Origin of the sequence: Streptomyces sp. PsTaAH-124, from assembly GCF_000373685.1 — a bacterium.
GTDB lineage: Bacteria > Actinomycetota > Actinomycetes > Streptomycetales > Streptomycetaceae > Streptomyces > Streptomyces andamanensis.
In genome coordinates this window covers 222,547-247,478 of sequence record NZ_KB892207.1, presented here as the reverse complement: position 1 = coordinate 247,478, position 24,932 = coordinate 222,547, and the positions used below count along the sequence as shown (strand labels likewise).

Genomic DNA, 24,932 nt, shown 5'->3' with positions numbered 1-24,932 from the left:
TGTTCCCCCGGGCCGCGGGGAGGCGGCCCCCCTGCGGGCCGGGGTGTTGGCGCCATGGTCGGGACAGCGCTTCGATCCCTACGTTTTCTCAGGTCAGGCTGTTGCCGAGAGACCGGAGACCCCGCCATGCCCCAGCCCGCCGCAGCCGTCGTGGACGGCATCGAGGAGAGGGCCGGCGGGTCCGCCGCCGGCAGCGAGTTCGCCCCCCTGCTGCGCACCGTCAAGGACCGGGGACTGCTGGGGCGGCGGCACGGGTGGTACGCGCGCGTCGTCGCCGGCAACGCGCTGGCCCTCGCGGCGGTCGTCGCGGGACTCTTCCTCGTGGGCGACTCCTGGTGGGCGCTGCTCCTGGCGGTGCCGTTCGCCGTGCTCTTCGCCCGCACCGCGTTCATCGGCCACGACGCCGGACACGCGCAGATCAGCGGCGACAAGGCGGTCAGCCGGGTGATCGGCCTGGTGCACGGCAACCTGCTGCTCGGCCTGAGCTACTCGTGGTGGAACGCCAAGCACAACCGCCACCACGCCAACCCCAACCACCGTGACAAGGACCCGGACGTCGCCGCCGACGTACTGGTCTTCACCGGCGAACAGGCCGGTGTCCGGCAGGGCTTCCGCCGCTGGCTCACCCGGAACCAGGCCTGGCTGTTCTTCCCGCTCACCCTCCTCGAAGGCGTGGCCCTCAAGGTGCACGGCTTCAAGGACCTGCGCCGCCAGTCGCCCCGGGAACGCCTCGTGGAGGGCGCGCTCCTCGTGGCCCATGTCGTGGGGTACGCGGCGCTGCTGCTCACCGTGCTGTCCCCGGGGAAGGCCCTGGCGTTCGCCGCCGTGCACCAGGCGCTGTTCGGCCTGCACCTGGGACTGTCCTTCGCGCCCAACCACAAGGGCATGGAGATGCCGGATTCGGACGGCGACCGCTGGGGGCACTTGCGCCGCCAGGTGCTCACCTCGCGCAACATCCGGGGCGGTGTCCTGACGGACTGGTTCCTCGGCGGCCTCAACTACCAGATCGAGCACCATCTGTTCCCCAGCATGCCGCGCCCGCACCTGCGGCTCGCCCAGCCCCTGGTCCGCGCCCACTGCCAGGACCTCGGCATCCCCTACACGGAGACCGGCCTCGTCGACTCCTACCGCCAGGCCCTGCGTCATCTGTACGAGGTGGGGGAGCCTCTGAGGGTGGAGTAGGCGGGGCCGGTACACAGGCTCTCGGGGCGCCACCGGCCGGACCGCACGGGCGCACGGACTGCGCAGGCAGCATCGCACGGACCGCGCAGGCAGTATGGGGTGACGACGGGGAACCCAGGGCCGGCCCGAGGCGACCCGTAGGGGCGCGGCTCAGGGATGACTCAGGGACTTCTCGGGGTCGCGGACCGGAACCGCCGGAGCGGCGGAGCCGTTTTCACGACAGAGAGCGGCAGTGGCCGCGAAGGAGGCGACAGATGTCGAAGAAAGCGAAGATCGCCGCGGGTAGCGTGGCGGTCGGCCTGATCCTGTGGATCTGGCTGCCCTTCTGGGCCGTGCTCCTGATCGTCCTGGGTGTCCCGGCCGCCGCCTACCTCGCGCTGGACCCCTCCCAGCGTCGTCGGCTGCGCCGCGTCACCCGCAAGGAACTCGACCGCTGATCCGCCGGCCGAGGTCCTAATGTCCGGGCGCCCTTCCGTCCAGGGTGCAGGAGTCGACCACATCACCGCTCGCGGGCCTGCCGACGGTCCGGTCCGCGGGCGGCCGCACACCGTGCTCCACCCACGCCGCCAGAGCGTCGAAAGCGGACCGGTAACAGGGCAGGACCGGCCGCAGCCGGTCCGGATAGGTGTCGTACAGCCCGTCGACGTGTGTGCCGCCCTCGATCGTGTAGTACCGGTGCAGAGCGCCCCGGCCGCTGGCGTCGACCATGCGCGCGTACACGTCGGAGTCCGCGGCCCGGGGAAGCAGCGAGTCCAGGTCACCGTGCAGGGTGATCAGCGGCCTGCCGATCCGTCCGGTGAGTGCGACCCGGGCCACCGCCCGGTGCACCGAGGCGGGACGTGCGGCGTAGTCGTAGGCGGCGTCGGAGGGGCACGGCGCCAGGATCTGCTCCGGCGTGCTCCCGGCCGACGTTCCTGGGCAGGCCGGGTCGTAGCCGGGGTCGAACTCGGCCCGGTAGATCTTCTGCGTCACCCCCCAGTACGCCTGCTCGTGGTAGGGCCACAGGAACTCCGACCCGCGCGCGAATCCCACGGCGTACAGCGCCGAGTCACCGGCCGACCCCAGGGACCGGGCCACGGTGGCGGGCAGCGAGGTGAGCAGGTTCGGACCGCCCGCCGTCCACAGGGCGCCCTCCCAGTCCACCCCGCCGTCGTACAGCTCCGGATGGTGCTCCAGTTGCCAGCGCGTGAGGTATCCGCCGTTGGACATGCCGGTCATGTACGTCCGGCGCGGTGCGCGGCCGTACCGTTCGGTGAGCACACCGCGTGCCGCGCGCGTGAGCTGGGTGGTGCGCGTGTTCCACTCGGCGACCGCGTCGCCGGGCCGGACTCCGTCGCGGTAGAAGTCGGCCGAGCTGTTGCCCTTGTCCGTGGCCGCGTAGGCGTAGCCCTGAGCCAGCACCTGGTCCGAGATGGCCTTGTCCGTGGCGTACTGCTTGCGTGTGCCCGGCGCTCCGGTGACCACCAGACCGCCGTTCCAGTGGTCCGGCAGCCGGATCACGAACTGCGCGTCGTGCCGCCACCCGTGCGTGGTGTTGAAGTGCGAGGAGTCCGGGAAATAGCCGTCGATCTGCACACCGGGCACCCCGGAAGGTACACGCGTGTCCCGGGCGGTCAGCCCGGCCTGGTCGGCCATGTCCGTGAAGGAGGTTCCGGCGAGTCCCGTGGTGGTCAGATCGGGCAGACACGCCGTCTGCGCGAAGGCCGCGCCCGGCACCCGCAGCCGGTTCCCGTGCCCGCAGTGGCCGTCGGGACCGGTCGCGGCGGCCACCGGGGCGGGCCAGGCGGCGATGCCGGTCAGCAGCGCGGCGGCGGCGAGCGGGACTCCACGGGACAGACGCACGACGACCTCCGAAGGGGACGGGAACAAAGGCGGTGCTCGGGCCGGCGCACGAGGAGGTGCGGGCCCGGAGCCGCCCCATCGTGCGGGGTCCGCTCCCGCCAACTCCATGGGTCGGCGCCATATGCCAGAGCGGGTTCGCTGTGGTGATTCAAGACATACGTCGGTGGACGAGCCACCACGGAATGCTCGCGATACGCGCGTCCGGGGAGGTCTGCGGGGGGGGGGGCGTCATGGGTGATGGCGCCCCCGGGGTGCGAGCCTGGTCTCGCGAGCGGGTCAGCTGGGGCGTACCGCCAGCCGGTCGAGGGCCTCCAGCAGACGGGGCAACTCCGTTCCCCGGCCCACCGGCAGCACCTCGCCGGGCTCCTCGTCGAGGAGTACGAAGGCGATGTCGTCGGTCCGGGCCACCATCGACCAGCCCGGTCCGTCCGCACGCAGGGTCCGCGCCTCACCCGGAGCGAAGGACGACCTGACCCGGCCCAGCGGCGGCGGAGAGTCCACGTACGCGTGGGCCTCCGCCAGGGCACGCCGGACACCGCGATGCCCCGTGGGGGCGTCCTGCCCGGTCCCGTCCGCCACGCTTTCGCCGCCCCCGCCCCCGCCCCCGTCCTCGGCCCCTTGGCCCGTCTCCGGGTCCCGCTCGGACGCCAATCCGTCCCCGGGGTCGCGGCCCAGACCGGAGCCCCGCCCCTGGGCGGTCTCCTCGGGTTCGCCCCCCTTTGGTCGGCTTCCCCCGGCCGGGGCGAAGTACGTGGCGTCGTCGATCTGCTCCCGCCACGCCGTCCAGCGCAGGGCGATCTCATCGGCGCCCAGACGGCGCTGGGCGGGCCCCCAGACGCTGGTGTCCGGCGGCGTCAGCAAGGGGCCGTCCCCCGCGTCGCGGGCGGGATCGTGCGGCGCGGGCACGCCGGGTGCCGCGACGGCCACGTCGAGCGGCCAGCCCGGCAGGGCGGCGACCACCGTGCGCTCCCCGGGCGACAGGTCGTACTCCATGCCGCAGTCCCAGGACGCGATGGCCACCGCCACCAGTGACACGTCGTCGACGACCACGGTCCACCGCGCCCCGGCGCCGTCCTGACCGAGCACCAGCCCGTACCCGTCCACCAGCGGGGCCAGGCCGAGCGCCGCACAGGCTTCCGGATAGTCGTCGCCCAGCACGCTCGGGAACTGCGCGGGCGTCAGCAGCACCGCCGTCAGCACATAGAGCGCGTCGTCCGCGGCGGCGACGGCTTCCTCGTCCGTCCCGGCCATCCCAGCCTCCCCATCGGTTCGTCCAACGGCGCGCACCCTAGTGGGCGGGCCAGGAGGTTGTCACGAGTCCAGTCACCGCACGGACCTGCGGTTTTCCACCCCGTAAGGGACGAAACGGCCGCCCCGGTGCCCCTCGGGTGCCGCACCGGGCGCATGGTGCCGACACGGATGGTCCATCTGTGGCTACGCACAGTAGAGTTGGGGTACGGACGGCAGGAGGGGTGCGCAGTGGCGAAGCGGTTCGACCGGCTCGAGCAGATCCGTCGGATGGATCCGGTGACCGAGGCGACGGAGATCCACCGGCTGACCGCGGTGTACGAGTTCCCCTGGGACTTCACCCGTGCCCTGGAACTGGCCCTCTACCGGACGTACGCCGTCCCGAGCATCGGCCGGCTGCTCGCCGAGACGGCCGAACTCACGGAGCGCTCCCAGAAGCGGTACGATGACACGGCGCTGCTCCTCGACACCGTCATCGAGCACGGATTCGCCGGTGAACCGGGCCGCACCGCCATCCGGCGCATCAACCAGATGCACCGCAGTTACGACATCGGCAACGACGACATGCGCTATGTGCTGTGCACGTTCGTCGTGATGCCCAAGCGGTGGATCGACGCCTACGGCTGGCGCAGACTGTCCCGGCACGAGACCGTGGCCGCCGCCGTCCACTACCGCACGCTCGGCCGGCACATGGGCATCAAGGACATCCCCGAGTCGTACGATGAGTTCGAGGCGCACCTCGACGCCTACGAGAAGGCCCATTTCGGCTGGGACGAGCGGGCGCGGACGGTCTCCGACGCCACACTCGGTCTGATGGCCTCCTGGTACCCGCGCCCCCTCGCTCCGCTGCTGCGCCGTGCCACCCTGGCCCTGCTCGACGAGCCGCTGCTGGAGGCGTTCCGCTACGACCCGCCGACCGCCATGACCCGCCGCCTCGTACGTGGCGCGGTGCGCGCCCGGGGCCGGGCCGTCAGACTGCTGCCGCCGCGCAGCGCGCCGCACTTCGCGCGGCAGAACCGGGAGATCAAGAGCTACCCGGACGGCTACCGGGTGGCCGACCTCGGCACCCGTCCCGTCCCCGGCCTGCGGGGCTGTCCGGTGCGGCACGCCGGCGACTCAGCCGACGGAGTCGTCCAGTGAGCCGATCGTGGTGCGCAGCCAGGCCAGTTCCGCCTGGCTGGTGGCCCGTGCGACGGTGAGGATGCCACGCCGGAAGGGGTCGCCGAGTTCTTCGGCCCGCAGCGGCCGGTCGCCCTCGTAGAAGAAGCTCGAAGGGGTCTCCAGGAAGCTCAGTCTGCGCCGCAGGACGGCCGCCTGGTCGCCCGGATCGTCCAGGTGCCTGAGGAAGGCCAGGACGGTGAACCAGCGGTTCTCGTCCGTGATGTCCTGCTGGACCGGTTCGGCGAGGCGGCGGCGCAGTTCGCGCCTGCCCTCGTCGGTGAGCGTGAGGACGTGGCGCGGTGCCGCCACGGCCCCCGGCTCGGTGGCCCGTTCGAGCAGGCCGGCCTTCTCCAGCCGCTTGATCGCGGGATAGAGCGTGCTCTCGGCGACGGGCCGTACGTGACCCGTCAGCGCGGTGATGCGTTTGCGCAGCTCATAGCCGTGCAGGGGGGCGTCGTGAAGAAATCCGAGGATGGCCAGCTCCAGCATCCCCGCATTGTCGCGCACATCCGTGGTACATCGCACTCCTGGTACGGCACATCGGCTGTACAACGCTCCCTATATACATCGCCCATATAATACCTCGTTCCCGATGTATGCTCCTTGAGGGGTGCCGGACGTGCCGGTGTCGCGATGCGCGGAGGGTGACATGAGACAGGCCGAGTTCGACGGTGCGGGCAGCATGATCCGCTGGACCGAGGCACCGGGCGCCGAGCCCGCGCGCGTGTACGTGCACGGACTCGGCTCGGTCTCGTCCGTCTACCACGCGCACATCGCGGCCCGCCCCGGAGTCGGCGGGCGGCGCAGCCTCTTCGTCGACCTGCCCGGACACGGCATCAGCGACCGGCCCGCCGATTTCGGCTACACCCTGGAGGAGCACGCGGACGCCGTGGCCCGCGCACTGGACGAGGCGGAACTGACCGGCGCCGAAATGGTGGCGCACAGTATGGGCGGGGCCGTCGCGATCGTGCTCGCCCACCGCAGGCCCGACCTCGTCTCCCGGCTGGTCCTCGCCGAGCCCAATCTGGATCCGCTCCCACCGGCGAGCGCGGGCAGCAGCATCATCGGCTCCTTCGACGAGGAGGCGTTCGTCGACGGCGGCCACGCGCGCGTGCTGCTCCAGGCGGGTCCCGTGTGGCTGGCGACCCTGCGGCTCACCGACCCGCGCGCACTGCACCGCAGTGCGGTGGCGCTCCGCCGCGGCACCCGGCCCACGATGCGCGACATGCTTGTGCGCCTCCCCGTGGACCGCCTCTGCCTCCAGGGGGAGCTGAGCGGCGAACTGCCGGGCAGGAGCGGTCTGGAGAAGGCGGGCGTACGCGTGGTGACCGTGCCGGACGCGGGCCACAACATCATGTTCGACAACCCCGGCGTGTTCGCCGCAGCCGTCGCCGGAACGCTGTGAGCGGGGCCCGGCCGGTGGCCGGTACGGCGCACACCGCCCGGGGCGCAGGACGGCGGGTCAGCCCTCCCGGACGGCCAGCGCCAGGAAGCGGGCGTCCTCGTCGACGTACGACGTCATGCGCCACCCCGATCCGGCCAGCAGCGGGCGGAGACGGTCTTCCGCGCGCAGGTCGTCCGGTGTGATCCGGCGCCCCTGACGCGCCGCGAGCGCCGCCCGGCCGATCGGATGGAACAACGCCAGCGTGCCACCGGGCCGCACCACGCGCCGCAACTCCCGCAGGTTCTCGGCGGGACGCGGCAGATGCGCGACGAGACCGGCCGCGAAGACGGCGTCGAACGACTCCGTCCTGAACGGCAGCGCGCCGACATCGGCCAGCAGCAGCCGCCCCTCACGGTCACGGTCGGCCCGTACCGCGGCCTCCAGCATCGCCGGTGTGACATCGGCGCCCACGACCACACCCGACACTCCCACGGCGGCGCGCAGCGGCGGCAGCGCGCGCCCGGTCCCGCACCCCGCGTCGAGCACGCGGTCGCCGTCGCCGAGTCCCAGCTCGGCGACGGCGGCGGCATAGGCGGGGCCGTCGTCGGGAAACCTGCTGTCCCAGTCCGCGGCGCGGGCGGTGAAGAACTCCTGGACGTGCGTGATGTCGTCACTCATGCACGGCATGATCCCGCACCACCCCGCAGGCGTGCCGGGAACGGCCGACGCGGCCGACGGGCGGAGGTGCCCCGGTCCGAGCCGGGGTCCGCGCGGATCAGCCGGAATCACGGCCTCAGCCGGAATCAGGACCACCTGGTATCGGCCGGAATCGGGGGATCACCGGGCACCGGCCGGTATCGGGGATCGCCCGGCACCGGCCGGAATCAGTCGGCGAGGTCCCGCACCGCCACGACCTTGTCGATCGCGGCCCGGACCAGAAGCTCTCCTGGTACGCCGTTGCGTTCCCCGAACTCCTCGGCGCGCTCCTCGCCCATGTAGCGGGCGCCGATCCGGGCCGCCCAGTGCCGGACCTCGTCCAGGTCCTCGGACAGCCGGGCCCGGCCCTGCACCACCACGAAGGTGAACGGCGGCCGGTCGTCGTCCACACAGAGCGCGAACCGGCCGTCCCGCACCAGATTGCGCCCCTTCACCGTCTCCTTCCCGGTGTTGAAGACCACGTCGTCCCCGTCGAGCAGGAACCAGATCGGCGCAACATGCGGGCTTCCGTCGGCCCGGACGGTCGACAGCTTGCCGGTGCGGGTGCCGTGCGAGACGAACGCCCGCCATTCCTCGTCGGTCATCTTCTGTGCCATGCCCCCATCCTGCTTGCCGGGGCAGGAACAGTGGGGAAGGCTGGCGGGAGATCCTCCGATCTGGAGGAGACGATGCGTGGGGGGCGAACAGATCATGGAGCACAACCGCACACTCGGTTGGCTGCTGGACGACCTGACCGAGCGGGTGGGGGACGTCCGGCATGCCCTGGTCCTGTCCACCGACGGACTGGTCACCGGAGCCAGCACGGGCCTGCGCCGCGAGGACGCGGAGCACCTGGCCGCCGTCGCGTCCGGCCTGCACAGCCTCGCCAAAGGGTCCGGACGCCATTTCGGCGCGGGGACGGTACGGCAGACGATGGTCGAGTTCGACGACGCGGTGCTGTTCGTGACCGCCGCCGGCGCGGGCAGCTGCCTGTGCGTCCTCAGCAGCGCCGAGGCCGACATCGGCCTGATCGCCTACGAGATGACCCGGCTGGTGAACAGGGTCGGCGAGCATCTCGACGTCGCCACTCGCCAACCCGAGCGTCCCCCCACCACCGACCTCTGACCAGCGTGTCCGCAGGTCACCCGTGAGTTATCCACAGGCTTGCGCCGAAATGCGCGGTTCCGGCTACGGTTTTTGGTGTGCGAGCGCGGCAGGCGCGAGCAACTCACTCACGGGGGACACATGTCCGGCACCACCATCACGCACGAGTCCGCATCCGCCCTCCAGCCGGCCTCCGGGAATCCCGGCGCGTCCGTCGGCCGGAGCCGAGCCGCCAGTGAACTGGGACTGAAGCGCCGCGAGTTCGAACTCGCCGTGGGCCTCGGCCACATCCGGACGCTCGCCGACGACGGCGGAGGCGGCTGCCGCGTGGAGCGAGCCGAGATCGAGCGGCTCCGGGCACGGGAGGGCTTTCCGCAGGCGCTGCGCGATCGGGTGGAGGCGGTGGGCACCAGGCAGGCCGCGGAGATCATGCGGATGACCACGGTCCGGTTCACCCGCCTGGCCCGGCTGGGCCTGCTCGTGCCCGTCGCTTTCTACCTCAATCGGTACCGGGCCGTCGTCTGGCTGTATCTTGCCGACGAACTGCGGCAGTTCGCGGCCGACGAGAAGAACACCTCGCTGCTGACCCGGCCGCTGGCCGAGACGCTGCGGGACCAGTTGGACGCGGGCGTGGACCTGCGCCCGCGCAACTGGCGCGGACGGCATCTGGGCTTCCTGCTCCGGCAGGCCGCCGACGACCCCTGGGCGCAGGCGGCGGCCCCGGCGTCACTGCTCGACCCGCTCCAGATCTCGGAGATCGTCCCCGATCCCTATGAACGCGCCCATCTGAACCGCCACCGGACCAGGCCGCAGCCGCACGGCGCGCCTGGTTCGCCCGCCGCCGACCTGGTCGAGCACCTCTCCACGGCGCAGGACGCCGACGAGATCGCGTGGCTCCGGGCCGATTTGGCGCAATCGATGCGGGAAGCCCGCGCCCAGCGGCCCGCACCGCGCCCGGCGCCGCACCACGCCGATCCGGCATCCCGTCACCTTGTCCCGGGGCCGGGCTCCGGGCGACGTCCGCTCGGAGACCGGCGGCGAGCCGCCGACCGGCGTCCCGCCCTCGACAGCCGACGGCACGCTCCGGAGCGACGCCGTCCGCCCGAGCCCGCCGGGAAGCGGTCCGGACACCACCCTGGGCAGCGGCCCGCACGACGCTCGCCCGGACTGCTCGGACGGCTGTTCCGCAGAGGGGCCTGACCCGCGAGCCGTGACGCGTCCGCGGCCCGCGCCACACCGGAGGCCCGGCGGCCCGTCGGCGCGCGAGGGTCACACCGGGCGGAACAGACCCTCCTGGACGACGGACACCAGCAGACGCCCCTCGGTGTCGTAGATGCGCCCGCGGGCCAGCCCCCGCCCGCCCGTCGCGATCGGTGACTCCTGGTCGTACAGGAACCACTCGTCCGCCCGGAATGGCCGGTGGAACCACATGGCGTGGTCCAGCGACGCCATGTCGAAACCGCGCGGACCCCAGAGCGGCTCGATCGGCAGGCGCACGGCGTCCAGCAGCGTCATGTCACTGGCGTACGTCAGCGCACAGGTGTGCACGAGCGGATCGTCGCCGAGCGGACCGACCGCGCGCATCCACACCGCGCTCCGCGGTTCGGCGTCCTCGACCTCCTCGGCGGTCCAGCGCAACCGGTCCACATACCGGATGTCGAAGGGCTGGCGGCGTGCCATGCGCTCGAACTGCTCCGGCAGCGCGCCCAGGTGCTCGCGGACCTCGTCGGCGACCGTCGGCAGGGACTCCGGCGACGGCACCTTGCGGGCCGGCGGCAACTGATGATCGAAACTGCCCTGTTCGGGCTGGTGGAAGGAGGCGGTCAGATTGAAGATCGTGCGGCCCTGCTGCACCGCGGTGACCCGGCGCGTCGTGAAGGACCGCCCGTCCCGCACCCGCTCCACCTGGTACACGATCGGCACCCCCGGGCGGCCGGGCCGCAGGAAGTACGCGTGCAGGGAGTGCACCGGGCGGTCGCTGTCCGTGGTGCGCCCGGCGGCCACCAGAGCCTGCCCGGCCACCTGCCCGCCGAAGACCCGTTGCAGGGACTCCTGCGGGCTGCGGCCGCGGAAGATGTTGACCTCGATCTGCTCCAGGTCGAGCAGATCGACAAGCCTCTCGGCCGGGTTCGTCATGGGCTCGATTCTCCTGTGTTCACGGCTGCGGGGCGGGTGCTTCCCGGGGACCGGAGCCGGTTCACAGCTGTCCGACGGCGGTCACCCGCACGATCGCACGGCCCTCGGCGTCCGAAGCGGCCAGGTCGATCTCCGCGCTGATGCCCCAGTCGTGATCGCCGTTCGGGTCGTCGAAGATCTGCCGCACCCGCCACAGCCCGTGCTCCGGCTCCTCCTTGATCACCAGCAGCTTCGGGCCGCGGGCGTCCGGACCGGTACCCAGGTCCTCGTACTCGTCCCAGTAGCGGTCCATGGCCTCGCCCCACGCCTCCTCGTCCCACCCGGACTCGGCGTCCATCTCGCCCAGTTCCGCGACCTGGTCGAGGGCGGCGAGTTCCACCCGGCGGAACAGCGCGTTGCGGACCAGGACGCGGAAGGCGCGCGCGTTGGAGGTGACCGGCTTGACCTGGTCGGCCTTCTCCTGCGCCTCCTCCGCGGTCATCTCCGCCGGGTTGGCCAGCTGCTCCCACTCGTCCAGCAGGCTGGAGTCGACCTGGCGCACCATCTCGCCCAGCCAGGCGATCAGGTCCTGGAGGTCCTCGGACTTCAGGTCGTCCGGGACGGTGTGCTCCAGGGCCTTGTAGGCGCTGGCCAGGTAGCGGAGCACGATGCCCTCGGTCCGCGCCAGCTCGTAGAGGGAGACCAGCTCGGTGAAGGACAGTGCCCGCTCGTACATGTCCCGGACCACGGACTTGGGCGACAGCGGATGGTCACCGACCCACGGGTGGCTCTTGCGGTAGGTGTCGTAGGCGTGGAAGAGCAGTTCCTCCAGCGGCTTGGGGTAGCTGACGTCCTGGAGGCGCTCCATCCGCTCCTCGTACTCGACGCCGTCCGCCTTCATCGCGGCCACGGCCTCGCCGCGCGCCTTGTTCTGCTGGGCGGCCAGGATCTGCCGCGGGTCGTCCAGCGTGGACTCCACGACGGACACCATGTCCAGCGCGTAGGACGGCGACTCGGGGTCCAGCAGTTCGAAGGCGGCCAGGGCGAAGGTGGACAGCGGCTGGTTCAGCGCGAAGTCCTGCTGGAGGTCGACCGTGAGGCGGACGATCCGGCCCTCGGCGTCCGGCCGGTCGAGCTTCTCGACGATGCCGCCGTCCAGCAGCGAGCGGTAGATGGCGATGGCCCGCCGGATGTGCCGCAACTGCTGCTTGCGCGGCTCGTGGTTGTCCTCCAGCAGATGCCGCATCGCCTCGAAGGCGTTGCCGGGCCGCGCGATCACCGACAGCAGCATGGTGTGCGTCACCCGGAAACGGGACGTCAGGGGCTCCGGCTCGGAGGCGATGAGCTTGTCGAAGGTGGTGTCCGACCAGGCGACGAACCCCTCCGGGGCCTTCTTGCGGACGACCTTGCGGCGCTTCTTCGGGTCGTCGCCCGCCTTGGAGAGGGCCTTCTCGTTCTCGATGACGTGCTCGGGGGCCTGTGCGACGACGAAGCCCTCCGTGTCGAAGCCCGCGCGTCCGGCACGGCCCGCGATCTGGTGGAACTCACGGGCCCGCAGGGTCCGCACCCGGCTGCCGTCGTACTTGGTGAGCGCCGTGAACAGCACGGTGCGGATCGGGACGTTGACCCCCACACCGAGGGTGTCCGTACCGCAGATCACCTTCAGCAGACCGGCCTGGGCCAGCTTCTCCACCAGCCGCCGGTACTTGGGCAGCATGCCGGCGTGGTGGACCCCGATGCCGTGCCGGACGTACCGGGAGAGGTTGCGGCCGAACTTGGTGGTGAAACGGAAGTTGCCGATCAGCTCGGCGATCTGCTCCTTCTCCTCGCGCGAGCACATGTTGATGCTCATCAGCGCCTGGGCCCGCTCCACCGCCTGGGCCTGGGTGAAATGCACGATGTACACGGGCGCCTGCCGCGCCTGCAACAGCTCCGTGAGTGTCTCGGTGAGCGGAGTGCGCCGGTACTCGTACGACAGGGGCACCGGGCGGGTCGCCGAGCGGACCACGGCCGTGGGGCGGCCGGTGCGGCGGGCGAGGTCCTTCTCGAAGAAGGAGACGTCGCCGAGTGTCGCCGACATCAGGACGAACTGGGCCTGCGGCAGTTCCAGCAGCGGGATCTGCCAGGCCCAGCCGCGGTCCGGTTCCGCGTAGAAGTGGAACTCGTCCATGACGACCTGGCCGACGTCGGCGTCCTTGCCGTCGCGCAGCGCGATGGACGCCAGCACCTCGGCGGTGCAGCAGATGACGGGCGCGTCCGCGTTCACGGAGGCGTCGCCGGTGAGCATGCCGACGTTCTCGGTGCCGAACAGCTTGCACAGCTCGAAGAACTTCTCCGACACCAGCGCCTTGATCGGAGCGGTGTAGAAGGTGACCTCGTCCCGGGCCAGGGCGGCGAAGTGTGCACCGGCGGCGATCATGCTCTTGCCGGACCCGGTGGGCGTGGAAACGATCACGTTCGCCCCGGAGACCGCCTCGATCAGCGCCTCCTCCTGGTGCGGGTAGAGCGTGAGACCCCGCTCCTGGGCCCACGACTCGAAGGCTTCGTAGAGGGCGTCGGGGTCGGCGGTCGGCGGCAGCTGATCGATGAGGGTCACGCACCCATCTTGCCTGGCCGCCCGGCCCCAACGGGAATCGGCTGCCCGAGCGAAGATCACGACCGCTACGCTGTGTCGCCGACGCGGTGTCAGCACACCGGTCCGACTGGACGACGGCACACGACGAACGGGGCGGGGAACGGCCATGATGGGACCAGCACACTCACTGTCGGGCGCCGCAGCCTGGCTGGGCGTCGGGGCGGCGGCCGCGGCGATGGACCACCCGATGCCCTGGCCGGTCGTGCTGGTCGGCGCGCTGATCTGTGCCGGGGCGGCTCTCGCCCCCGACCTGGACCACAAGGCCGCCACCATCTCGCACGCCTTCGGTCCGCTGTCGCGCTGGCTCTGCGAGATCGTGGACAAGCTCTCCTACGCCGCCTACAAGGCGACGCGCAAGAAGGGCGACCCGCGCCGTTCCGGCGGTCACCGCACGCTCACGCACACCTGGCTCTGGGCGGTGCTGATCGGTGGCGGTGCCTCCGTCGCGGCGATCACCGGCGGGCGCTGGGCGGTCCTCGCGATCCTCTTCGCCCACATGGTCCTGGCCATCGAGGGGCTGCTGTGGCGGGCGGCCCGCGGCTCCAGCAGCGACGTCCTGGTGTGGCTGCTGGCCGGGACGAGCGCCTGGATCCTCGCCGGGATCCTGGACAAGCCGGGCAACGGCTCCGACTGGCTGTTCACGGCGCCGGGCCAGGAGTACCTGTGGCTGGGGCTGCCGATCGTGCTGGGCGCGCTGGTGCACGACATCGGGGACGCGCTGACCGTCTCCGGATGCCCGATCCTGTGGCCGATACCGGTGGGCCGCAGGCGCTGGTACCCGATCGGGCCGCCCAAGGCGATGCGGTTCCGGGCGGGCAGCTGGGTCGAGCTCAAGGTGCTGATGCCGGTGTTCATGGTGCTCGGCGGAGTGGGCTGCGCGGCGGCGCTGAACGTCATCTGAGCTGTTTGCCGGGCCCGGCCTCCCGTGCCCGGCCCCCGCGCGGACGGCGGGTCGGCCCGTCACGAGTCCTGTCGGCCGCGTTCTCCGCCCAGTCCCCGGCTCCGCTCTCCTCCGGGGCCTCAGCCCTGGCCGGAACCGCCGCCGTAGCGGCGTTCGAACCGGGCGACCCGGCCCTCGGAGTCGACCGTGCGGGCCTTGCCGGTGTAGAAGGGGTGGCTCTCCGAGGAGATCTCCACGTCCACCACCGGGTACGTCTCCCCGTCGTCCCAGTCGATGGTCTCGTCACTGGACGCGGTCGACCGGGTGAGGAAGGCGTAGCCGGCGGCCCGGTCGCGGAAGACCACGGAGTGGTAGTCGGGGTGCTTGTCCTGCTGCATGGATGCTCCTCGTCGTGCGGCGGTGGCCCGGAGAGCGGCGGCGACGGGGTGCGAGCGGCGGGTCCTGTCCTACAGGGAGTCCTCGTCGACGACGTGCATCGCGGCCTCCTCGGCGGAGGCGGCCGCCCCGTCGATACCCACGTCCGTGGCGACCAGCGCGCTCTCCTCGTCCTCGTGCACACCCTCGTCGGGCGCGACGAGCCGGCCGGAGCGGCCGGCACCGACCTCGTTGTCCAGGAGTTCCCCGTCGGAGCCGTCGCAGTCACCGATGCCGTCGCCGTCCGGCGCGGCGAGATCGGGCAGCTCCTCCGAGAGCCGCTGGTCCAGGGTCTCGCCCTGGACGCGCTCGGCCGCGGTCACACCGGTGTGCTCCACGGCCCACGGCCGCTCGGGAGGGGACCAACCGCGGTCCAGGGGGTCCTCGACACCGTCGTTCACCAGCGTGTCCTCCGAGTCGAGGACTCCCGTGTCCTCCCGGACCTCGGAGCTGTCATCGGGCTGGTAGACGTCGTCTCCCCATCCGTCGGCGCTGTCCACGGGTACCTCCAGGTGCTGGGGACGGGCCCGTTCTCGCTCCGCCCGGCTCGAACCGGACGGTCCCCGGGCGCTCCCCGAGCCGCTTCCACCTCCCAGACTTCCACCCCTGTTCGGCACCGCGCAACGGCACGGCCGCCCCGCCCCGGCCGTGCGCCCGCCGGGACCGTCCAGGTCTCCCCGGCGCTCCCGGACCACGCGCCCGTCGCCACCGCCGATGCCGACGCGCACACCGCCGACACCGCGCCCCGCGCCGCACATGCCGCACGCGGTGGCCGCCGTCACGACGGCGGGACCGCGCGCGGCACCCCGGAGGCCTCAGCCGTGCCAGGAGCGCCACAGCGCCGCGTAGGCGCCGTCCGCCGCGACCAGCTCGTCGTGACTTCCCAGCTCACTGACCCGGCCGTCCTCGACCACGGCGATCACGTCCGCATCATGGGCGGTGTGGAGCCGGTGGGCGATGGCCACGACGGTGCGCCCGTCCAGGACACGGGCCAGGGACCGTTCCAGATGCCGGGCCGCGCGCGGGTCGAGGAGCGAGGTCGCCTCGTCCAGGACCAGGGTGTGCGGATCGGCCAGGACCAGGCGGGCCAGCGCGACCTGCTGAGCCTGGGCCGGTGTCAGCGCGAATCCGCCGGAGCCGACCTCGGTGTCCAGGCCGTCGCCGAGCGCGCGGGCCCAGCCGTCCGCGTCGACGGCGCCCAGCGCCGCCCACAGCTCGGCGTCCGCGGCGTCGGTGCGCGCCAGCAGCAGGTTGTCGCGCAGCGAGCCCACGAAGACGTGGTGCTCCTGGTTGACCAGGGCGACGTGGGAGCGGACGTCCTCGGCGGGCATCCGGGACAGTTCGGCGCCACCGAGGGTGATCCGGCCGTCCCGGGGGGCGTAGATACCGGCGAGGAGCCTGCCCAGCGTGGACTTGCCGGCGCCCGAGGGCCCGACCAGGGCCAGCCGGGTGCCCGGTTCGACCTCCAGGGAGACCTTGCGCAGCACGTCGACGCCCTCGCGGTAGCCGAAGTGCACCCGGTCCGCGTGCACCCTCCGTCCGTCGGGAGCCAGCGAGGCGTCCCCGGCGTCCGGCTCGATGTCGCGGACGCCGACCAGCCGGGCGATCGACACCTGGGCCACCTGCAACTCGTCGTACCAGCGCAGGATCAGCCCCACCGGATCGACGAGCATCTGCGCGATGAGGGCGCCCGTCGTGAGCTGTCCGACCCCCATCCAGCCCTGGAGCACGAAGACGCCGCCGACCATCAGTACGGAGGCGAGCACCGTCACATGGGTGATGTTGACGACCGGGAACAGCACCGACCGGAGCCAGAGCGTGTAGCGCTCCCAGGCCGTCCACTCCTTGATGCGCCGCTCCGACAGGGCGATGCGGCGTTCGCCCAGCCGGTGCGCCTCCACGGTGCGGCCGGCGTCGACCGTCTCGGCGAGCGCGGCGGCCACCGCGGCGTATCCCGCGGCCTCCGAGCGGTAGGCGGACGGCGCCCGCCGGAAGTACCAGCGGCAGCCGACCACCAGCAGCGGCAGGGCCAGCAGCACGGCCGCCCCCAGCGGCGGAGCGGTGACGACCAGTCCGCCCAGCAGCAGCACCACCCACACCACACCGATGGCGAGCTGGGGCACCGCCTCGCGCATCGCGTTGGCGAGGCGGTCGATGTCCGTGGTGATCCGGGACAGCAGGTCGCCGGTGCCCGCCCGTTCCAGCACGCCGGGCGGCAGGCCCACCGACCGGACGAGGAAGTCCTCGCGCAGGTCGGCCAGCATCCGTTCGCCGAGCATCGCGCCGCGCAGCCGCACCTCGCGCACGAACACCGCCTGGACGGCCAGCGCGAGCACGAACAGGGTGACGGTCGTCCCGAGACGCAGTTCCCGCGTTTCGTCCGAGACCCGTTCGACCAGATCGCCCAGCAGCCACGGGCCCGCCATGGAGGCGAGGACCGAGACGGTGTTGACGGTGACGAGCAGCACGAAGGCCCGCCGGTGACGGCGCAGCAGCTCGCTCACGTAGGCGCGGACGGTCGACGGGGCGCCGACGGGCAGGGTGTCGGCCGTCGTCGGGGCCGCCGGGTCGTACGCCGGAGGGGCCAGGCCGATCATGCGGTCTCCTCGATCTCTAGTTGTCCGAGCGCGTCCCGCAGAGAGCCCTCGCCGTTCTCCACGGGCGTCCCGGCCGCCGTGGCCCGCTCCTGGTCCGTCTCGCGGGTCACCACCGACCGGTACCGGGGCTCGGCGCGCACCAGCTCGCGGTGGGTGCCGACGGCGGCGACCGCGCCCTCGTGGACGAGGACCACGCGGTCGGCGCGGTCCAGGAGCAGCGGTGAGGAGGTGAGGACCACGGTGGTGCGCCCGGACCGCAGGCCCTTGAGCCCCTCCGCGATCCGGGCCTCCGTGTGGGAGTCGACGGCGGAGGTCGGCTCGTCCAGGACCAGCACCTCCGGGTCGGTGACGAGGGAGCGGGCCAGGGCCAGGCGCTGGCGCTGGCCGCCGGAGAGGGACCGGCCGCGTTCCGTGATGCGGACGTCCATCGGGTCCTCGGCGGCCGACGACGCCTGGGCCAGAGCCGTCAGGACGTCACCGCACCGGGCCGCCGCGAGCGCCGCGTCGGCGGTGACGTCGCCCGAGGCGGGCACGTCGAGCAGTTCGCGCAGCGAACCGGAGAGCAGCACCGGGTCCTTGTCCTGCACCAGGACGACCGTGCGGGCCCGGCCGAGCGGCAGCTCGTCCAGCGGCGCGCCGCCCAGGAGCACCGAGGGGCCGGGCTCTTCGGGGTGGCCGCCCAGGCGCTCCGCGAGGCGGCCCGCCGCGTCGGGGTCCCCGCACACCACGGCGGTCAGGACCCCGGCGGGCACCAGGAGCCCGGTGGCCGGGTCGTACAGGTCCCCGGAGGGAAGGGACGCGGCGGCCCGCCGGTCCACGGGACCGGGGAGGTCCGGCGCCGGAGCGTCGTCCTCCGCCCGCCGCGGCTCGCCCCGGGGCGCGGTCCGCTCCAGTGAGAGCACCCGTGCCGCGCGTTTGGCGGACGGGCGGGAGAAGGAGTACGCCATGGCGATCTCCTCGAAGTGGCGCAGGGGGTAGGTGAGGACCATGACGGAGCTGTAGACGGTGACGAGTTCGCCCACGGTGATGCGGCCCTCGCGGGCCAGGTGGACCCCGTACCAGACGACGGCGATCAGCAGCAGACCCGGCAGCAGGACCTGGACGGCCGAGATCAGCGACCACATGCGGGCACTGTGCACGGCCGCCTGCCGGACCTCCTGGGAGGCGCGGCGGTAGCGGTCGAGGAACAGTTCCTCGCCGCCGATGCCGCGCAGCACCCGCAGACCGGCCACGGTGTCGGAGGCCAGCTCGGTGGCGCGGCCCGCCTTCTCGCGCTGCACGTCGGCCCGCCGGGTCGCGCGCGGCAGCAGCGGCAGCACCGCGAGTGCCAGCGCGGGCAGGCCCACCGCGACCACCACGCCGAGCGCCGGTTGGTAGACCAGAAGGGCGACGCAGACCAGCACGACGGTGACCGCCGCCGCGGTGAACCGGGAGACGGCCTCCACGAACCAGCCGATCTTCTCGACGTCGCCGGTGGAGACGGCCACCACCTCTCCGGCGGCGACGCGCCGGGTCAGCGCCGAGCCCAACTGGGCGGTCTTGCGTGCCAGGAGCTGCTGGACCCGGGCCGCGGCGGTGATCCAGTTGGTCACCGCGGCGCGGTGCAGGAAGGTGTCGCCGAGCGCGTTGCCCGCGCAGACCAGGACCAGGAGGCCGCCGCTGAGGGCCAGCCGGGTGCCGGAGCGGTCGACGACGGCCTGCACGGCGACACCGACGCAGAACGGCAGCGCGGAGACGGAGCAGAAGTGCAGCAGTCCCCAGGCGAGTGCCCTCAGCTGCCCGCCGAGCTGGTTGCGTCCCAGCCACCACAGGAATCGAGGACCCGAGCGTGCGTCCGGCACACCCGGGTCGGGATACGGAAGGTCTTGAATCTGCATGATGTCCCAGTGGTTCGGGTCAAGGGCACAGCGCCGCGGTGGCGGCGGCGGGAGTCGTGACAGGTTCGCCGCGCGGAGCAGCCGACGGCAACCGGTTTTCCGCCGCCGTACCGGCCGGGCAACGGGATTGACGACGTGAGAGGTGACGGGAAGCCAGTGGGACGACGGGGCGGCCCGCTCGCGCGCGGTCTCGGCGTCCGGGTCTCGCGCGGGGCCGCATCCAGTACCTTCTCGACCCCCTCTCCGGGCCCGTCCCACGCGCCCGACACGCTCCAAAGAGAAGCGAATAAGGCTATTTGGACCAATGTCGAGTGGATCGTCAGGTCCGGCGTGTCCAGCATGGGTTCATGCGAAGAGGCGGTGTAAGACGTGCGATGGTCGCTATGACGGCCTGTGGATTCTTTCTGACGACTCTGGCCGCGTGCGGCGGCGAGCGGACCGAGGTCCGCCACGGAGACGTCCCGAGGCCGGGTGGCCCTTCGGGGTCCGCCCGGCCCACTCCGACCGTGAAACCGGCCCGGGTCCCCGGCGTCGGTGAGCGGATGTGGCAGCGGGTCCCGGCAGGCACCCGCCAGATCCTGACGGTGTACGGGGACGGCAAGAACTCCCCGGACGGCACCGCCGTGCTGTACGAGAAGCACGGGAACGCGTGGCGACGGGTCGACAGCTGGCCGACGCACAACGGCAAGCAGGGGTGGAGCACGGACCACCGCGAGGGCGACGAGCGCAGCCCGGTGGGCGTGTTCACGCTCTCCGACGCCGGTGGCCTCCTCGACGACCCGGGCACCAGGTTCCCGTACACCCAGGACGAGGACGCGTTCGCGTCCCCCTACTACTGGGACGAGGCCCACTGGCACGACTTCGACTACGTGATCGCCATCGACTACAACCGCCGGACGGGCACCCGGCCCGACGACCCGACCCGTCCGCTCGGCCAGCGCAAGGGCGGCGGCATCTGGCTGCACCTGGACCACGGCGACGGCACGCTGGGATGCGTCAGCCTCCCGGAGTCCGCCATGGAGTACCTGCTGCGCACGCTGGACCCGAAGGACAGGCCCGTCGTGGTGATGGGGGACAAGGACGACCTGAAGGCGTAGCCGCCCGCGGCGGGGGCGGCCGGCGGACTCAGCAGCGGTGCCCGCGTGCGGGCACCGGGCCCACGAGGGTGTCCAGCAGGTCGCCGAGGACCGCGCGCTGCTCCGCGGTGAGGGGGGCCAGGATCTCCTCGGCGGCGGACCGGCGCGCACCGCGCAGCTCGCGCAGGGCGGTGCGCCCGTCGTCGGTCAGCTCGATACGGGTCACCCTGCGGTTGGCCGGGTCGGGGACCCGGCGCACCTTCCCGTTCGCCTCCAGCCCGTCCACCAGGGTGGTCACCGCGCGCGGCACGACCTCCAGGGACTGGGCGAGATCCGCCATCCGGGGCGGCTCGCCGAAGTGCGCCAGCGTGCGCAGCAGCCGGGACTGCGCCGGTGTGATGCCGAGGGCGTGGTCCTCCAGGTGGCGTTTCTGGATGCGGTGCACCCGGCGGGTGAGCCGGAGCAACTGCTCGGCGAGGAGGCCGTCGGGGTCGGGCATGGTCATGCGGGAACAATATCAGGATGCCGCTCATTATGAGCATAGGTAACAATGAGCTAGCATCCGAAAGGCCCGCAGCCGGCCGTGGACCGCCATCCATGACCGCAGTCCGCGCGAACTGCCGACCGTCGTGACCGCAGACCGCGCAGCCAGCCGACCGCGCGGACCGCAAACCGCGCGGACCGCAAACCGCGCGGACCGCAGACCGCGGGTCCGGCCGAGCCGTACGTCGCACCCATCCCGTAGGAGCCCATGCACCCCGACCGTCATCCCTCCTGGACCCCGTCCACCGACGCGCAGGAACAGCCCCGGCAGGTCCGCCGCATCCTCGGACTGTTCCGCCCCTATCGCGGCCGCCTCGCGGTCGTCGGCCTGCTGGTCGGCGCCGCGTCCCTGGTCTCCGTCGCCACGCCCTTCCTGCTGAAGGAGATCCTGGACGTCGCGATCCCGCAGGGCCGCACCGGTCTGCTCAGCCTGCTCGCCGCGGGCATGATCGTCAGCGCCGTGCTCACCAGCGTCTTCGGCGTGTTGCAGACCCTGATCTCCACGACCGTCGGCCAGCGGGTGATGCATGATCTGCGCACCGCCGTCTACGGACGTCTCCAGCGCATGTCCCTGGCCTTCTTCACCCGCACCCGCACCGGCGAGGTGCAGTCGCGCATCGCCAACGACATCGGCGGCATGCAGGCCACCGTCACCTCCACCGCCACCTCGCTGGTCTCCAACCTCACCAGCGTGGTCGCCACGATCGTCGCGATGGCCGCCCTGGACTGGCGGCTGACCGTGGTCTCGCTGCTGCTGCTCCCGGTGTTCGTGTGGATCAGCCGCCGTGTGGGCAACGAGCGCAAGAAGATCACCACCAAGCGGCAGAAGCAGATGGCCGCGATGGCCGCCACCGTCACCGAGTCGCTGTCCGTCAGCGGGATCCTGCTCGGCCGCACCATGGGCCGTTCCGACTCGCTGACCAGGTCCTTCGCCGAGGAGTCCGAGGGCCTGGTCGACCTTGAGGTCAGGTCCAACATGGCCGGACGGTGGCGCATGGCCGTCATCACCATCGTCATGGCCGCCATGCCGGCCATCATCTACTGGACCGCGGGCATGGCCCTCAGGTTCGACGGCCCCGAGGTCTCCATCGGCACGATCGTCGCCTTCGTCTCGCTGCAACAGGGCCTGTTCCGGCCGACCGTGAGTCTGCTGTCGACCGGAGTGCAGATACAGACCTCGCTCGCCCTGTTCCAGCGCATCTTCGAGTATCTCGACCTGCCGATCGACATCACCGAGCGCGAGCGCCCGGTCCGCCTCGGCCAGGTCAAGGGCGAGGTCCGTTTCGAGGACGTGACCTTCCGCTACGACGGCCAGGGCACCCCGATCCTCGACGGCATCGACGTCACGGTCCCGGCGGGCAGCAGCCTCGCGGTCGTCGGCCCCACGGGCGCGGGCAAGTCCACGCTGGGCTACCTGGTTCCCCGGCTGTACGACGTGAGCGCGGGGCGCGTCACCCTGGACGGCGTCGACGTACGCGACCTGGACTTCGACACGCTCGCCCGCGCGGTGGGCGTGGTCTCCCAGGAGACGTACCTCTTCCACGCCTCCGTCGCGGACAACCTGCGCTTCGCCAAACCCGACGCCACCGACGAGGAGCTGCGCGCGGCGGCGGAGGCGGCCCAGATCCACGACCACATCGCGGCCCTGCCCGACGGCTACGACACCGTCGTCGGCGAGCGCGGCCACCGCTTCTCCGGCGGCGAGAAACAGCGCCTGGCCATCGCCCGGACCATCCTGCGCGACCCTCCGGTGCTCATCCTCGACGAGGCCACCAGCGCGCTGGACACCCGTACCGAGGCGGCCGTCCAGGAAGCCATCGACGCGCTGTCGGCCGACCGGACCACGCTCACCATCGCCCACCGCCTCTCCACCGTCCGTGACGCGGACCAGATCCTCGTCCTCGACTCCGGCCGCGTGGCCGAACGCGGTACGCACGAGGAACTGCTGGAACAGGACGGGCGTTATGCGGCACTGGTCCGCCGTGACGCCCGCCTGCAACCCACGACGTGACACCCGACCTGAGTCGACGCTGTGACACCCCGACCTGAGCCGACAAACTGAAGATATGCCGGGTTTGTGAACTCCGGAGCGTTACCGTTCCCGCATGCAGACGAACACTCCGTCACGGAAGACCGTCACGCTGACGCGCCGGGGACGGCTGGCCCTCGTCGTGTCCGGGGCCGTCCTGGCGGGCACCGCCGTGGCGGTGCCGCTGCTGACCCTGCGCGAGGACGGACCGGTGCGCCCGCACGCGCTGGTGATCCCGGAGGGCTGGCGGGCCGCCCAGGTGTACGCCGCCGTCGACCGGGCGCTCGCCCTGCCGTCCGGCAGCACCCGGCAGACGGCCGCCCAGGGCGGCCTCGCGCTTCCGGAGGTGGCCGAGGGCAACCCCGAGGGCTATCTGTTCCCGGCGACCTACCGGATCGACGACCGCTCGACCCCGCGGTCGCTGCTCTCCGCGATGATCGGCGCCGCGGCCAAGAAGTTCACCGCGGCGCCGCCGGGCGCGGGCCCGCAGCGCACCACGATGAACCTCCACCAGGCGGTCACCATCGCGAGCATCGTCCAGGCGGAGTCCGCCACCAAGGCCGACATGGGCAAGGTGGCCCGGGTGATCTTCAACCGGCTGGAACAGGGCATGCCCCTCCAGATGGACTCCACCCTCACCTACGGCCTGGGCCGCACCACCGTGCGCACCACCGCCGAGGACACGCGGATCGACAGCCCGTACAACTCCTACCAGCGGATGGGGCTGCCGCCGACCCCCATCGACAGCCCGGGCGAGGACGCGCTGCGCGCGGTGTACAACCCGACACCGGGCGACTGGCTGTACTTCGTCACCGTCAAGCCGGGCGACACCCGTTTCACCGCGGACTACACCCAGCACCAGCGCAACGTGGACGAGTTCAACGCCCGTCGACAGAGCCTCGCGCGGCAGCGCACCGGGCAGCGGCAGCAGCAGGGGCAGCCGGAGCAGGGCACCCACAGCCCGCAGCCGGCGCCGAAGTGACCGGGGACGGCGTCCGGAGACCTCAGGCGGCGACGGCCGGATCCCCGGCCAGCAGTCGCCGGATGTCGCGGACGGCGGCGCGTCCGGCCCGGTTGGCGCCCACGGTGCTCGCCGAGGGACCGTAGCCGACGAGATGGACGCGGGGATCGGCGGCGACCCGCGTCCCGTCGAGGCGGATGCCGCCGCCCGCCCCGCGCAGCCGCAGCGGCGCCAGATGGTCGAGCGCGGCCCGGAAGCCCGTCGCCCACAGGATGACGTCCGCCGCCAGCCGCTGCCCGTCCGGCCACTCCACTCCCTCGGGGGTGATCCGGGCGAACATGGGCCGGCGGTCCAGGACGCCGTCGCGCAGTCCCTGCCGTACGGCGTCGTTCAGCGGGAGACCCGTCACCGAGACGACGCTCCTGGGCGGCAGGCCCTGCCGGACCCGTTCCTCGACGAGCGCGACCGCGGCGCGGCCCGCGTCCTCGTCGAAGGGCCCCTCGCGGAAGACCGGCGGACGGCGTGTCACCCAGGTGGTGGCTGCCGCGTACGGCGCCAGTTCCAGCAGGTGCTGGGTCCCGGACGCGCCGCCGCCGACCACGATCACCCGCTGTCCGGCGAACTCCTCGGGCCCGGCGTACTGCGCGGTGTGCAACTGCCGTCCGCGGAAGGTCTCCTGCCCCGGGTAGCGCGGCCAGAAGGGCCGGTCCCAGGTGCCGGTCGCGTTGATCAGCGCCCGTGCCGACCAGTCGCCCCGCGAGGTCTCCACCAGCAGCCGCCCGCCCTCGCCCTCGCGCACGGCGCGGACGTCCACCGGTCGCCGTACCCGCAGGTCGAACACGTGCTCGTACTCGGCGAAGTACGCGCCGATGACCTCCGAGGAGGGGCGGGCGGGGTCGGCGCCGGTCAGTTCCATGCCCGGCAGCGCGTGCATGCCGTGCACCTTGCCGTACGTCAGCGACGGCCAGCGGAACTGCCAGGCGCCGCCGGGGCCGGGGGAGTGGTCGAGCACCACGAATCCGCTGTCCGGCGCGAAGCCGCCGCGCCGCAGATGATGGGCGGCGGCCAGGCCCGCCTGACCGGCCCCGACGACGACCACGTCGGCCTCACGAGTGCTGTCCACGCCAGGAGCAACCGCGCCGCGGGCACGGATCTTCCCCGGGATCG

23 protein-coding genes are annotated in these 24,932 nt (G+C 72.3%); 10 read left to right on the top strand and 13 right to left on the bottom strand.

Annotated features, from left to right (window positions below; genetic code table 11):
* Positions 1-126 precede the first annotated feature (126 nt).
* Both B086_RS0134795 and B086_RS0134790 read left to right on the top strand, forming a co-directional pair.
* Complete coding sequence (locus B086_RS0134795; RefSeq protein ID WP_018571060.1) at positions 127-1,182, top strand: fatty acid desaturase family protein; 1,056 nt, start codon at positions 127-129, stop codon at positions 1,180-1,182.
* Between the two features lie 254 nt (positions 1,183-1,436).
* Complete coding sequence (locus B086_RS0134790; RefSeq protein WP_018571059.1) at positions 1,437-1,619, top strand: hypothetical protein; 183 nt, start codon at positions 1,437-1,439, stop codon at positions 1,617-1,619.
* A gap of 16 nt (positions 1,620-1,635) precedes the next feature.
* On the opposite strand, the gene B086_RS0134785 is transcribed toward B086_RS0134790, so the two are convergent.
* Together B086_RS0134785 and B086_RS0134780 are read right to left on the bottom strand one after the other, a co-directional pair.
* Positions 1,636-3,024 (bottom strand): tannase/feruloyl esterase family alpha/beta hydrolase, encoded by a 1,389-nt coding sequence (locus tag B086_RS0134785; RefSeq protein ID WP_018571058.1) that lies wholly within the window; start codon positions 3,022-3,024, stop codon positions 1,636-1,638.
* A 276-nt stretch (positions 3,025-3,300) separates the two neighbouring features.
* Entirely contained in the window at positions 3,301-4,275 is a 975-nt protein-coding gene (locus B086_RS0134780) for a hypothetical protein (RefSeq protein ID WP_018571057.1), read from the bottom strand.
* Positions 4,276-4,503: 228 nt separating this feature from the next.
* On the opposite strand from B086_RS0134780, the gene B086_RS0134775 reads away from it, so the two are divergent.
* Positions 4,504-5,412, top strand: a complete 909-nt coding sequence (locus B086_RS0134775) for an oxygenase MpaB family protein (RefSeq protein WP_018571056.1) — start codon at positions 4,504-4,506, stop codon at positions 5,410-5,412.
* Here B086_RS0134775 and B086_RS0134770 read toward each other — a convergent pair.
* The gene (locus B086_RS0134770) at positions 5,389-5,922 is read right to left on the bottom strand and encodes a PadR family transcriptional regulator (protein ID WP_026253088.1); all 534 of its coding nucleotides are present in this window, start codon (positions 5,920-5,922) and stop codon (positions 5,389-5,391) included. The genes B086_RS0134775 and B086_RS0134770 overlap by 24 nt on opposite strands.
* Positions 5,923-6,082: 160 nt before the next feature.
* Here B086_RS0134770 and B086_RS0134765 point away from each other — a divergent pair, with 160 nt between their 5' ends.
* Complete coding sequence (locus tag B086_RS0134765; protein ID WP_018571054.1) at positions 6,083-6,838, top strand: alpha/beta fold hydrolase; 756 nt, start codon at positions 6,083-6,085, stop codon at positions 6,836-6,838.
* Between the two features lie 57 nt (positions 6,839-6,895).
* On the opposite strand, the gene B086_RS0134760 is transcribed toward B086_RS0134765, so the two are convergent.
* Both B086_RS0134760 and B086_RS0134755 read right to left on the bottom strand, forming a co-directional pair.
* Positions 6,896-7,495: a class I SAM-dependent methyltransferase gene (locus B086_RS0134760; RefSeq protein WP_018571053.1), complete on the bottom strand. Its 600-nt coding sequence runs from the start codon at positions 7,493-7,495 to the stop codon at positions 6,896-6,898.
* A 206-nt stretch (positions 7,496-7,701) separates the two neighbouring features.
* A complete protein-coding gene (locus B086_RS0134755) occupies positions 7,702-8,130 on the bottom strand; it encodes a PPOX class F420-dependent oxidoreductase (protein WP_018571052.1) in 429 nt (142 codons plus the stop codon).
* A gap of 94 nt (positions 8,131-8,224) precedes the next feature.
* Here B086_RS0134755 and B086_RS0134750 point away from each other — a divergent pair, with 94 nt between their 5' ends.
* A complete protein-coding gene (locus B086_RS0134750; protein WP_026253087.1) occupies positions 8,225-8,638 on the top strand; it encodes a roadblock/LC7 domain-containing protein in 414 nt (137 codons plus the stop codon).
* Between the two features lie 120 nt (positions 8,639-8,758).
* Positions 8,759-9,817, top strand: coding sequence for a DUF6397 family protein (locus B086_RS0134745; protein ID WP_018571050.1), 1,059 nt, complete (start codon positions 8,759-8,761; stop codon positions 9,815-9,817).
* A gap of 69 nt (positions 9,818-9,886) precedes the next feature.
* On the opposite strand, the gene B086_RS0134740 is transcribed toward B086_RS0134745, so the two are convergent.
* Positions 9,887-10,753, bottom strand: coding sequence for an acyl-CoA thioesterase (locus B086_RS0134740; protein ID WP_018571049.1), 867 nt, complete (start codon positions 10,751-10,753; stop codon positions 9,887-9,889).
* 61 nt (positions 10,754-10,814) lie between these two features.
* On the bottom strand, positions 10,815-13,328 hold the full coding sequence (locus B086_RS0134735; protein WP_018571048.1) for a DEAD/DEAH box helicase: 2,514 nt from the start codon (positions 13,326-13,328) through the stop codon (positions 10,815-10,817).
* 145 nt (positions 13,329-13,473) lie between these two features.
* On the opposite strand from B086_RS0134735, the gene B086_RS0134730 reads away from it, so the two are divergent.
* On the top strand, positions 13,474-14,268 hold the full coding sequence (locus B086_RS0134730) for a metal-dependent hydrolase (RefSeq protein ID WP_018571047.1): 795 nt from the start codon (positions 13,474-13,476) through the stop codon (positions 14,266-14,268).
* Positions 14,269-14,387: 119 nt separating this feature from the next.
* Here B086_RS0134730 and B086_RS0134725 read toward each other — a convergent pair whose 3' ends face one another.
* The 4 genes from B086_RS0134725 to B086_RS0134710 form a co-directional block, all read right to left on the bottom strand.
* Positions 14,388-14,645: a type B 50S ribosomal protein L31 gene (locus B086_RS0134725; protein ID WP_018571046.1), complete on the bottom strand. Its 258-nt coding sequence runs from the start codon at positions 14,643-14,645 to the stop codon at positions 14,388-14,390.
* A 69-nt stretch (positions 14,646-14,714) separates the two neighbouring features.
* Positions 14,715-15,182: a DUF5709 domain-containing protein gene (locus tag B086_RS0134720; RefSeq protein ID WP_018571045.1), complete on the bottom strand. Its 468-nt coding sequence runs from the start codon at positions 15,180-15,182 to the stop codon at positions 14,715-14,717.
* 315 nt (positions 15,183-15,497) lie between these two features.
* Complete coding sequence (locus B086_RS0134715; protein ID WP_018571044.1) at positions 15,498-17,279, bottom strand: ABC transporter ATP-binding protein; 1,782 nt, start codon at positions 17,277-17,279, stop codon at positions 15,498-15,500.
* Positions 17,276-19,156, bottom strand: coding sequence for an ABC transporter transmembrane domain-containing protein (locus B086_RS0134710; RefSeq protein ID WP_026253086.1), 1,881 nt, complete (start codon positions 19,154-19,156; stop codon positions 17,276-17,278). The genes B086_RS0134715 and B086_RS0134710 overlap by 4 nt, the downstream gene beginning before the upstream one ends.
* Positions 19,157-19,662: 506 nt before the next feature.
* Between B086_RS0134710 and B086_RS0134705 the strand changes: the two genes are divergently transcribed.
* Positions 19,663-20,253, top strand: a complete 591-nt coding sequence (locus B086_RS0134705) for a L,D-transpeptidase family protein (RefSeq protein WP_018571042.1) — start codon at positions 19,663-19,665, stop codon at positions 20,251-20,253.
* A gap of 28 nt (positions 20,254-20,281) precedes the next feature.
* Here B086_RS0134705 and B086_RS0134700 read toward each other — a convergent pair whose 3' ends face one another.
* A complete protein-coding gene (locus B086_RS0134700; RefSeq protein WP_018571041.1) occupies positions 20,282-20,737 on the bottom strand; it encodes a MarR family winged helix-turn-helix transcriptional regulator in 456 nt (151 codons plus the stop codon).
* A 246-nt stretch (positions 20,738-20,983) separates the two neighbouring features.
* Between B086_RS0134700 and B086_RS0134695 the strand changes: the two genes are divergently transcribed.
* Positions 20,984-22,786, top strand: a complete 1,803-nt coding sequence (locus B086_RS0134695; RefSeq protein WP_018571040.1) for an ABC transporter ATP-binding protein — start codon at positions 20,984-20,986, stop codon at positions 22,784-22,786.
* 94 nt (positions 22,787-22,880) lie between these two features.
* Entirely contained in the window at positions 22,881-23,786 is a 906-nt protein-coding gene (mltG, locus tag B086_RS0134690) for an endolytic transglycosylase MltG (RefSeq protein WP_018571039.1), read from the top strand.
* Between the two features lie 22 nt (positions 23,787-23,808).
* Here mltG and B086_RS0134685 read toward each other — a convergent pair whose 3' ends face one another.
* Entirely contained in the window at positions 23,809-24,888 is a 1,080-nt protein-coding gene (locus B086_RS0134685) for an NAD(P)-binding domain-containing protein (RefSeq protein ID WP_018571038.1), read from the bottom strand.
* Positions 24,889-24,932: the final 44 nt, after the last annotated feature.

What these genes read in the sequence shown, in the direction of transcription:
- B086_RS0134710 (WP_026253086.1), bottom strand. Translation starts at nt 19,156, where the DNA reads ATGCAGATTCAAGACCTTCCGTATCCCGACCCGGGTGTGCCGGACGCA.
- B086_RS0134760 (WP_018571053.1), bottom strand. Translation starts at nt 7,495, where the DNA reads ATGAGTGACGACATCACGCACGTCCAGGAGTTCTTCACCGCCCGCGCC.
- mltG (WP_018571039.1), top strand. Translation starts at nt 22,881, where the DNA reads ATGCAGACGAACACTCCGTCACGGAAGACCGTCACGCTGACGCGCCGG.
- B086_RS0134770 (WP_026253088.1), bottom strand. Translation starts at nt 5,922, where the DNA reads ATGCTGGAGCTGGCCATCCTCGGATTTCTTCACGACGCCCCCCTGCAC.
- B086_RS0134795 (WP_018571060.1), top strand. Translation starts at nt 127, where the DNA reads ATGCCCCAGCCCGCCGCAGCCGTCGTGGACGGCATCGAGGAGAGGGCC.
- B086_RS0134755 (WP_018571052.1), bottom strand. Translation starts at nt 8,130, where the DNA reads ATGGCACAGAAGATGACCGACGAGGAATGGCGGGCGTTCGTCTCGCAC.
- B086_RS0134790 (WP_018571059.1), top strand. Translation starts at nt 1,437, where the DNA reads ATGTCGAAGAAAGCGAAGATCGCCGCGGGTAGCGTGGCGGTCGGCCTG.
- B086_RS0134765 (WP_018571054.1), top strand. Translation starts at nt 6,083, where the DNA reads ATGAGACAGGCCGAGTTCGACGGTGCGGGCAGCATGATCCGCTGGACC.
- B086_RS0134700 (WP_018571041.1), bottom strand. Translation starts at nt 20,737, where the DNA reads ATGACCATGCCCGACCCCGACGGCCTCCTCGCCGAGCAGTTGCTCCGG.
- B086_RS0134780 (WP_018571057.1), bottom strand. Translation starts at nt 4,275, where the DNA reads ATGGCCGGGACGGACGAGGAAGCCGTCGCCGCCGCGGACGACGCGCTC.
- B086_RS0134740 (WP_018571049.1), bottom strand. Translation starts at nt 10,753, where the DNA reads ATGACGAACCCGGCCGAGAGGCTTGTCGATCTGCTCGACCTGGAGCAG.
- B086_RS0134725 (WP_018571046.1), bottom strand. Translation starts at nt 14,645, where the DNA reads ATGCAGCAGGACAAGCACCCCGACTACCACTCCGTGGTCTTCCGCGAC.
- B086_RS0134695 (WP_018571040.1), top strand. Translation starts at nt 20,984, where the DNA reads ATGCACCCCGACCGTCATCCCTCCTGGACCCCGTCCACCGACGCGCAG.
- B086_RS0134745 (WP_018571050.1), top strand. Translation starts at nt 8,759, where the DNA reads ATGTCCGGCACCACCATCACGCACGAGTCCGCATCCGCCCTCCAGCCG.
- B086_RS0134715 (WP_018571044.1), bottom strand. Translation starts at nt 17,279, where the DNA reads ATGATCGGCCTGGCCCCTCCGGCGTACGACCCGGCGGCCCCGACGACG.
- B086_RS0134730 (WP_018571047.1), top strand. Translation starts at nt 13,474, where the DNA reads ATGATGGGACCAGCACACTCACTGTCGGGCGCCGCAGCCTGGCTGGGC.
- B086_RS0134750 (WP_026253087.1), top strand. Translation starts at nt 8,225, where the DNA reads ATGGAGCACAACCGCACACTCGGTTGGCTGCTGGACGACCTGACCGAG.